The sequence below is a fragment of the Alteromonas sp. CNT1-28 genome (assembly GCF_022348345.1).
In the GTDB taxonomy this organism is placed as follows: domain Bacteria; phylum Pseudomonadota; class Gammaproteobacteria; order Enterobacterales; family Alteromonadaceae; genus Alteromonas; species Alteromonas macleodii.
In genome coordinates this window covers 1-6,626 of sequence record NZ_JAKREZ010000064.1, presented here as the reverse complement: position 1 = coordinate 6,626, position 6,626 = coordinate 1, and the positions used below count along the sequence as shown (strand labels likewise).

Sequence of the window (6,626 nt, the reverse complement as noted above, 5' to 3'; positions counted from 1 at the left end):
GATTAAAGAGTTAAAATGGCAGTATCTTTTTCCATCGGCTACTCGATGTCAGCACCCAGTAGATGGTTACTACTGTCGTCATCATTTGCACTGGACATCGTTAACCAAAGCCTTACGAGCTGCAGTTAAGAAAGCTGGCATGAGAAAGCACGTTACCGCACACACGTTTAGACACTCCTTTGCGACACAACTGCTTCTCTCTGGGGCTGACATAAGAACGGTTCAAGAGTTGCTGGGACACAATGACCTGCGAACCACACAAATCTATACGCATGTCATTGGCCAGCATTCGTCTGGGACAACCAGTCCGTTAGATAGGTAGAACTAACTTTTCAATGAAGCGGTTGTTATAAATAGCATTGAGCAACCGCTGTCCATCCAAATACGTTGAGCATTGCTCCTTGTGTCAATGCCGCTTCACGCTCATTAGAGCCGTTCAGTATGAAATTTTTTGTACCGTAATCGCGTATAACCATGTGTTTTGCAATGGAAGTATTATAGTTCTTTATTAACTAACAACACGGCCAACTCTCGTACAAGCGCGAAAAGGTAGAAACCAATAGGTAAACAGCCACTACCCGGTAAACCCAAATTATTTAGCTGAAACATCACTTCAAAAGCACTAGTATCATTAATGTTACAGTTAAGGCAATTCAACTCCCTATGGTAAAAGTCGACCAATATCCAGTTTTAAAATCTCTCTTATGGGATATGCAAAATGTTTCTGAATTATCAGAGGCTGATGCATACCTGTATTACGAGAGCAGGTGGCGATTTGTTGATGAAGCTGAAATGACCCAAGCTGAACATGCACTTTTACAGGAACTGATTGAGACAGAAGGAAAGGGCGTATTTATGCCTAGTGGCTAGGTTATGTGGTAGAAGAAAATGCGATATAACACCGTTCATATGGCACTACTTCAGTTTGATAGAGCATTCTTACTTGAGAATAAAGTTCTATTCGGGGGAGACACACGCATTGCCATGGAGCTTGATGAATTTCGTGAGTCTGTAGACATAGATTTTGTCTGTCCCTCTATCGAATCATACCGTGCGGTTCGCTCTGCGGTATCTTCATCTAGCTTTGGTAACCTGGTTAACGGTGAACTGGAGTTAATTAGAGAAATACGTGCAGACCGATACGGTGTTAGAACTGCAATAAAGGTTGACGATACACCAATAAAGCTAGAGTTTATTTCTTTTAGTGACTACCGATTAAGTATGGCAGAAACCACCAGCTTACCTGTGCCGGCACTAGACCAAGACAGCTGTTACATTACTAAACTTCTCGCACTGGCTGACAGGTATGCTTTCCCTGATAAAAAAGACTTCATCGACTTACTGACCATGCAGAGAAAGTGGGGCGCTCCTAGCCAAAAAGCATGGGCTGAGGTAAAGCGGCATTATGGAGAAGCCCCATTTAAAACACTTCACAAGCAATTAGACATGTTCTTGGCTAATCCCGAGCCAATATTATCCGCTGCAGCGAAGCTCGATATAACTGACGAAGCAACGCTAGAAAACCTACACCAAAGCGCAGGAGAGTGGATAGTAAAACTTAAGCATGATTTAGAAGATAACCACCAGCTAATTGATGGCCCTAACCTGGGCTAGAGCCAAACATTCAAGTGTAAACAGGCCAATAGTTTAATTAGATATTAGGTAAAAATGTATGGATACATTTAGGATAAAAGGCACAAATACATAAACCACAACAAACGATTTTAGGCTAAACAAGGAAGCATAGTGTTGTCGTTGACTAAAGGTGGTCGATATCCATCTATCAATTAAAGGTGCTAAGAAGATAGTGAATAAAAAACATAGTGCTAAGGTGTGCCAAAAGAAATTCAATGTATTGGTTTGTTCTTGTTGAGAAACCGGTGAATCAACTGGGTTTCGAGAGCCCCCCTTTTCGTTGGGAATGTATGAAGATTGCTGCAACAATGTAGTAGGCAATCTATGATTTTGGTCATAAACTCGCTTTGAACCAACTTCGCCTGTATGTGGATTAATATTTCCGTAAGTGGACCAATTATCGTTAACTGTAGAATTCGGAGAACTGCGATAATGTGGGGCAACGTATGTTCCGTCTTTCTTATAGTAGCCTTTCACATATACATCTTTCGCCACCGAAGAAAATGTGCTCAAGAAGCAAATCACAATTAAGTAAAATCCCTTTATTTTTGACATTTATATACCAAATACTGACCTTCAAAGCCTAGTAACCCTCGAGAGTTTATAGAAAAAGGCCTTTAAACAAATTTATGTATCGCTATGCTAACACGATTGAAGTGTTGGTCATTGCGCTCTTTACTTCAATCACAGTCAAACCAATGGAAGTAACGTTAGAAAATCAGTTCCCAAGTGCAGAATGGTGGTTGATGAAAGGATTTTTTTAGTCAATGCAGGCCGATATTTAGATAACGGCTTCTCAGCAAGATAAATGGGGCAGTGAAATACTAAGACTTGCACAGCTGTCAAAAATGGCATATAAGTAAATAGCTCTCGGTAGGAGCATGCCGCTCGTCGTTGCAAAGCTTTTGAAGTACTGCCTTTTACTATTACCAATACAAGCTTAAACATTTTTTGTTCAAGCCTGCTGGGTGGTTGACGAGCGACGCTTTCTGACAGGCCGAGGAATAAAGAATGACCAGTAATTTCCCTGCTCCATCAACCATTGGTGGAATAAAACGTCTTGCAAAACAACTCAAACGTCAATCAAAAGACCTATCACACCTTGCCGCTTTAGACATGGCTTCTCGGCAAGCAAAATTTGAGAACTTTAAACATGCTCATCGCACTTTAAAAAACCAACAAAGAATACTTTCTAACCTCAGCGTTTACCTTGTTGCTTATTGGTATGACAAAAATGAGCGTCGAGCTGGTAGAGAGGTTTTGGAGACCTCCCTCTCTAAGCCGTTATCAGAGCTAGGGACGCGGCATCTTTTTAGGAGAGGAAGCTATATAGGACGTTTCAGACAGGCCAATTCTGACCTCTTTGTAAAAGATGAACTGTCTGCGTCACAAGAATCCGCGAGAACAAATATCTTGGCAGCTGCAAGAACGCTCCATTTTATGGACGCAACAGGGCTCATACCCAATAAACGAACGCTTGATGTGTACCCTAATCAAGACTTGAATAATGGTATACCTGGCGCTGACCATACTAGCAGCTGGTGGGACCCAAACGCTAATCAATGCATTGTCATAGATGAACCCTACCCTAATGCCACTTCTACTCAAGAGAGGACGGCGTGGGCTGAGTCGCATAGTTGGCACCTTGGGGTGCCGAAGTGGGAAGGGTTGTACTACCCTGGCATGACAAAAGCCTATGTTGCTACAGATGCATCAAGAGGCTATGACTTCGATGCGCTAATGGCCAAGATTGAGGGGATATCGAAGGCTCTTCCTGATGAAGAATGGGCGGGAAACTCTAGTGATGGCCACGATGTATTCCTGAGTCCTTTGTCCATTTCAACCAACGATAAAAAACGCGCCATTGCTAAGGGAACTATCTACCGCTTCGCAAGTAATAAGACTGTCCCACTTAGAAGCTGGAATGATCCAACAAATGAACGGCGCCCTAATGCTTCTATGCCGATAGAGGTTCATCAGAAAGTTGCACGTTTGATTAAGGCAGCGCAGAGCTCAAATAAAGTGAGCTATGGAACCTTTGAGAAATTGAACTCGGTGAAAAGTAAGCTGGAAGACTGGCTTTTTAGCGAGTACGACAAAGCGACTACGGACAAATTTGAGTTGTTCTATTATGGCTCTTTGGACAAAACAGACCCTTTACTGTTAAAGGCTGCAACTAAAGAAGGGGCGATAAGCATTCTTCAAGAAGTAAGAGCCTTACTTGCCGTACACTACGTTAGTTGTGAACCGCTGAACAAGATGTTAAAGAAACTAGACGCAGCAATCAACGCGGCCTCGAAGGCAAAGTAAATTCGAAATCAGCAGCCTGTAGTAGAGTTCCACCTGCAGGCTGCTATTAGTCTGACTGCCTTTACTGGCTTAAGTATCTTTATCAAATAAGTCGGGATATCGCTCTCTTTTTCTAGCATAAATGATAGTGTTAACCACATTCTACTAAACATCTGCTTTCTGCATATTCGCATGAACTCTGTAGCTCAGTATGGATAGAGCGCCACGCCGCTTTCAAGGTGGTTGCAAACACCAAGAATATAATTTCGCGATAAAGGCTATAAGGGGTCAGTCGTAGGTTCAAATCCTGCCAGAGTTCAGCCGAATATGTTGTAAACAACTTGTAAGTGAAGTCCAAAATGCATTCTAAAGACAACGAAAAGAAAATGTTTCCCAGTCAGGCAGTTCAAAACTCATGATTTAAAGGGTATCAGGCATTTGATAGAAACGATGAGCCCCCAGTCCCACCATTTTAAGAGGGTTCAATACTCGCTGAATCATGGCTTGACGGCTGGGAAGATAAAGCAGAGGACCTTGAGCAGTCTGAATAAAATCCTCTTTTGAAACCTACCAACTATTTAAAGGAAAACTATGCAAGTTAATGGATTTATAGGAAAATGGATCGAAGTTTTTGCCCGGGCAGGTATCGAACTGGATATTGCGCAGGAAGAATTCGCTGAATGGGTTTCTGGATTGGATGGCGAGTTAGATAACGAATATACACAAAACGAGTTATCTGTGATTATGGCTGCAGAAGAAGCAATAGAAGAGCTATCACATGCGAGAGGCTAACGATTGGTTAAGTAAGCCTACGGCCGCTTCAAGTGACACCACTACATCATCAAAGTTTATTAAGAACTCTTCTTTATCTCGGTGTTTGAGCATGAGCAAATTGGTCAGTATTACTTCTGCTTGCTCAATGCGTTTTATTTCTTTCAATTCCATTTGAATAAGCGCCATGAGGTTCTCCTAAAATGCATAGATAGTGTCTAACGGTGAAAGCAATCATCTCATGTATTCATAGATTATCCACCTGTACTAAAGCGCGTTTTTTACAACGCCTTACTCATGTTCATTTAGTTGGCCGTAGCGAGATAAAAATCGCTGTTACTTTATTTAAAACCTCTGAACTTAAAGCCCGCAAGTCCTAAATCGGCAAGTTCTTCGATGTCAGACTGAATATATCTATATTAGGTATCCCAAAGAAGAAGTAGCTCGAGTACGTTAAAGGAAAGTAGTTCGACAATACTAGCTGTGTTAGAACGTTTCGAAAGTTACAATTTCCATATTAAAGCTAACTTACGAAGGTATATGGTTATTAAACTGAGATTAAAGAATAAATCGAAGCTAAATTAGGGAGATGAGCAAATATTATTCAACTGAAAAAATGCTTTAAGCCCTAGCGTCACCAATGGCGGAAAGTCTCACCACAATCTGTATTCATAAGTTGCTCTAAAATCAACTAGCTTTAATGGATTATCCTGACTAAGCTAACAAAGAGAAGGATGTTGTATCTCTGAAAAGTACAATTGATTATCAAGGATATAAGGATACAAGATGAAAAAAATGAAACCACAAAAATGCTGTGCAATAAATGTCTATACTTCGTTAAAAGCCCTTTTTTTAGCAACCACTTTATTTCATCCCTTACAGGTATTTGCAAATGAACCTTATATAACCGTATGCGGCTATATGCCGTCCGGTTCATTTCAGGAACCGGTTGAACACGTATTAACAGGTGATTCATATTATCCTGAGTGTCCTTCCGAAATCTCTCGGACATCTTCAACAACATCGGTTGTTGCTATACCAAATCCTCAAGCGCCAGGTGGAGTAACCTACGTCCAAACTCACGACTCGGTAACACAAATTTGGGGCTTAGTTTACGAGTTGCAAGGCGGCTACTAAAAACAGCAGATTACTTGCGCATCCTTGATGTGCAAGTAATTGTTGAAAATAAGAAACTATTTATCAGATTAGGTAATATCTAATGAAACACTTATTGTTTTTAACGCTGTTTAGTTCTTTAACTTTATCAAACACAATAGTGCCAGAATCTCAAAACGAGGATATTGAGACAATAACTGTCGAAGGCTCTAGACCACTAGGTTATTTTTACAAATTACGACAAAAAGAACGTCTTGCATTCATGGAAAAGTTTAACCACCTTATCAAGGATGAAGACTTGCATTTTGAATGCAGAACAGAAACTCAAACTGGCTCTCACATAAACTCTAAAGTATGTAGAAATGTATTCGATTGGCGGATAATTCAAGAGATCGTAACGGAGGAGGTTAACAGGGGGAATATTTTCTCTGCCTATGCTACTGCTATGATGGGAAATGAGGAGCAAAAGGAACGAAGACAAGAATTAATGGTTAAAATTAATACGTTACTGGAGAGCAACAAAGAGTTCTCAAGAGCTTATGAAAAGTTTAGAGAAGCCGACTCAGCATATAAGAAAGCGCATGTTGAAAGATTTGGAAACCTAAGTCCCTATAATAGTAAGTAAACGAATTTCAAATAGAGAGTAATTCATTTTTTACTAGGGGTTTTGCGCCCATCCCCTCGAAATCGGCATTAGGAATTAAAACATTGAGTCTGTTATGATTATGAAAAAATAATCAGGACTATATGCCATCGCTGCTGAACAAACAAAACGCATTCAAATACTCACGTCGTTTGAAGTCAAAGAACTTTAT

9 protein-coding genes and 1 tRNA gene are annotated in these 6,626 nt (G+C 40.6%); 8 read left to right on the top strand and 2 right to left on the bottom strand.

Annotated elements, in window-relative coordinates:
- The 3 genes from MHN02_RS20980 to MHN02_RS20970 all read left to right on the top strand — a co-directional run.
- A partial coding sequence (locus tag MHN02_RS20980; RefSeq protein WP_239247902.1) for a tyrosine-type recombinase/integrase occupies positions 1-322 on the top strand: 322 nt, incomplete at its 5' end.
- A gap of 341 nt (positions 323-663) precedes the next feature.
- Positions 664-870, top strand: coding sequence for a hypothetical protein (locus MHN02_RS20975; RefSeq protein WP_049587372.1), 207 nt, complete (start codon positions 664-666; stop codon positions 868-870).
- Between the two features lie 18 nt (positions 871-888).
- The gene (locus MHN02_RS20970; RefSeq protein ID WP_080986415.1) at positions 889-1,614 is read left to right on the top strand and encodes a nucleotidyl transferase AbiEii/AbiGii toxin family protein; all 726 of its coding nucleotides are present in this window, start codon (positions 889-891) and stop codon (positions 1,612-1,614) included.
- 33 nt (positions 1,615-1,647) lie between these two features.
- On the opposite strand, the gene MHN02_RS20965 is transcribed toward MHN02_RS20970, so the two are convergent.
- Positions 1,648-2,190 carry a hypothetical protein gene (locus MHN02_RS20965; protein ID WP_152910881.1) on the bottom strand — a complete coding sequence of 181 codons (543 nt, stop codon included), beginning with the start codon at positions 2,188-2,190 and terminating at the stop codon, positions 1,648-1,650.
- A 456-nt stretch (positions 2,191-2,646) separates the two neighbouring features.
- Between MHN02_RS20965 and MHN02_RS20960 the strand changes: the two genes are divergently transcribed.
- The 3 genes from MHN02_RS20960 to MHN02_RS20950 all read left to right on the top strand — a co-directional run bounded on the left by MHN02_RS20960 (position 2,647) and on the right by MHN02_RS20950 (position 4,716).
- Positions 2,647-3,945 carry a DUF5623 domain-containing protein gene (locus MHN02_RS20960; protein ID WP_049587374.1) on the top strand — a complete coding sequence of 433 codons (1,299 nt, stop codon included), beginning with the start codon at positions 2,647-2,649 and terminating at the stop codon, positions 3,943-3,945.
- A gap of 173 nt (positions 3,946-4,118) precedes the next feature.
- Positions 4,119-4,244 (top strand) — tRNA-OTHER (locus MHN02_RS20955).
- Between the two features lie 271 nt (positions 4,245-4,515).
- Positions 4,516-4,716, top strand: a complete 201-nt coding sequence (locus MHN02_RS20950) for a hypothetical protein (RefSeq protein ID WP_049587375.1) — start codon at positions 4,516-4,518, stop codon at positions 4,714-4,716.
- Here MHN02_RS20950 and MHN02_RS20945 read toward each other — a convergent pair.
- On the bottom strand, positions 4,699-4,884 hold the full coding sequence (locus MHN02_RS20945) for a hypothetical protein (protein ID WP_039235064.1): 186 nt from the start codon (positions 4,882-4,884) through the stop codon (positions 4,699-4,701). The genes MHN02_RS20950 and MHN02_RS20945 overlap by 18 nt on opposite strands.
- 597 nt (positions 4,885-5,481) lie before the next feature.
- On the opposite strand from MHN02_RS20945, the gene MHN02_RS20940 reads away from it, so the two are divergent.
- Both MHN02_RS20940 and MHN02_RS20935 read left to right on the top strand, forming a co-directional pair.
- Positions 5,482-5,832: a hypothetical protein gene (locus tag MHN02_RS20940; protein ID WP_049587376.1), complete on the top strand. Its 351-nt coding sequence runs from the start codon at positions 5,482-5,484 to the stop codon at positions 5,830-5,832.
- 82 nt (positions 5,833-5,914) lie between these two features.
- Entirely contained in the window at positions 5,915-6,436 is a 522-nt protein-coding gene (locus MHN02_RS20935) for a hypothetical protein (protein WP_053103819.1), read from the top strand.
- The last annotated feature ends 190 nt before the right edge of the window (positions 6,437-6,626 follow it).

Excerpts from the sequence above, each read along its gene's own strand:
- MHN02_RS20950 (WP_049587375.1), top strand. The coding sequence starts at position 4,516 with ATGCAAGTTAATGGATTTATAGGAAAATGGATCGAAGTTTTTGCCCGG.
- MHN02_RS20935 (WP_053103819.1), top strand. The coding sequence starts at position 5,915 with ATGAAACACTTATTGTTTTTAACGCTGTTTAGTTCTTTAACTTTATCA.
- MHN02_RS20975 (WP_049587372.1), top strand. The coding sequence starts at position 664 with ATGGTAAAAGTCGACCAATATCCAGTTTTAAAATCTCTCTTATGGGAT.
- MHN02_RS20970 (WP_080986415.1), top strand. The coding sequence starts at position 889 with ATGCGATATAACACCGTTCATATGGCACTACTTCAGTTTGATAGAGCA.
- MHN02_RS20965 (WP_152910881.1), bottom strand. The coding sequence starts at position 2,190 with ATGTCAAAAATAAAGGGATTTTACTTAATTGTGATTTGCTTCTTGAGC.
- MHN02_RS20940 (WP_049587376.1), top strand. The coding sequence starts at position 5,482 with ATGAAAAAAATGAAACCACAAAAATGCTGTGCAATAAATGTCTATACT.
- MHN02_RS20945 (WP_039235064.1), bottom strand. The coding sequence starts at position 4,884 with ATGGCGCTTATTCAAATGGAATTGAAAGAAATAAAACGCATTGAGCAA.
- MHN02_RS20960 (WP_049587374.1), top strand. The coding sequence starts at position 2,647 with ATGACCAGTAATTTCCCTGCTCCATCAACCATTGGTGGAATAAAACGT.